General features: G+C 32.0%; 1 protein-coding gene, 1 tRNA gene and 1 rRNA gene. All 3 read right to left on the reverse strand.

Annotated features, from left to right (window positions below; translation table 11 throughout):
- Positions 1–157: 157 nt before the first annotated feature.
- On the reverse strand, positions 158–607 hold the full coding sequence (locus VN21_RS05810; RefSeq protein WP_046822453.1) for a rhodanese-like domain-containing protein: 450 nt from the start codon (positions 605–607) through the stop codon (positions 158–160).
- A 416-nt stretch (positions 608–1,023) separates the two neighbouring features.
- Positions 1,024–1,140 (reverse strand): 5S ribosomal RNA (gene rrf / locus VN21_RS05815).
- Positions 1,141–1,151: 11 nt separating this feature from the next.
- Positions 1,152–1,225, reverse strand: a tRNA-Gly gene (locus tag VN21_RS05820).
- Positions 1,226–1,344 lie beyond the last annotated feature (119 nt).

Below are 1,344 nucleotides of genomic sequence, written 5' to 3' on the forward strand. Positions count from 1 at the left end.
AACTTATTTAATTTAATTTATAATAATTTAAATCAGCTTCATACTAAGAACATGGTGTATTACTAAAAGTAAATTTTATATATTGTTAATAAGCCTTCAATAAGTATAATTCAGTTAAGCTTAAAAAAGCTACCTATAATATAGATAGCTTTAAAATTTATTTTTCTAATAATTCTCTATAAGGCCATCCTTTTTGACCCTTTTCTAATATAAACATTCTGTCTGATTTTATCCCTTTAGATTCTAAATAGTTTATTGTGTTTTTAGCTCCACTTCCACCACCTGGGCATACAACTATTATAGGATTATCATTTTCTTCTAACTTAGGTAAAACTGTATCTATCTTAGCTTTCTCTTCATCCTTTTCTGCTGGATAAGCATAAGTAGGAATAGTACCTTCTATATGATGCTTATCATAGTCTTCTTTAGGTTGTATATCTACAAGTGTAATATCTTTTTTACTTTCTATTGCTTCTTTTAATTGGTCTGCTGTATAGTAATTATATTTCTTTTCACCTTCAGCAGATTCTTTATCTTTGCTACCACATCCAACTAGAGATAACGTTACCACTAGAAGCATACTACATAATAATAAAATTTTCTTCATAATTCCCCTCCTGATTTGTTATACTCTTAAATTTTACCATCATTAGACAATTCATTTCCAATAGTTTTTATCTATTTTAAACTTAAAACCAATAGTTTTTACCTATATTAACCATTTGTTCTTGTTTATCTTCTATTATCTCCTTATTTCATATCATAACTAGGTAATTCTCTTTTTATTTTATACAACAAAAAGTGGTTGATATTTAGTTTGCAATGCAGTGGTCATTCAAAGCATCTTTTCTTATTATTTAATCCCATATCGTACAAGCGTAATCCTTCTTTATTTTTCACAACAAAAAGTGGTTGATATTTAGTTTGCAGCGTAGTGGTCATTCAAAGCATCTTTTCAGCTTTATGACCCAAGCGCAAACTAAATATCAACCACCACAAATCCACGTAAAATAAAAAAAGATTACGCGGCTACGTCCTACTCTCCCAGGCAGCTTCCCACCAAGTACCATCGGCGCTAAAGAGCTTAACTTCTGTGTTCGGAATGGGAACAGGTGTATCCTCTTTGCTATAATAACCACATAATCTTTATTTGGAGCGGGTGAAGGGGATCGAACCCTCACAGCCGGCTTGGAAGGCCGGAACTCTACCATTGAGCTACACCCGCATATATTTTGAGTTAGTACTCTAAAAACTGAATAACATTTGTAAGATTAAATAATCTTGGTCAAGTCCTCGATCTATTAGTATCGGTAAGCTACATACATTGCTGCACTTACACCTCCG

Origin of the sequence: Paraclostridium benzoelyticum (assembly GCF_001006285.1) — a bacterium.
GTDB lineage: Bacteria > Bacillota > Clostridia > Peptostreptococcales > Peptostreptococcaceae > Paraclostridium > Paraclostridium benzoelyticum.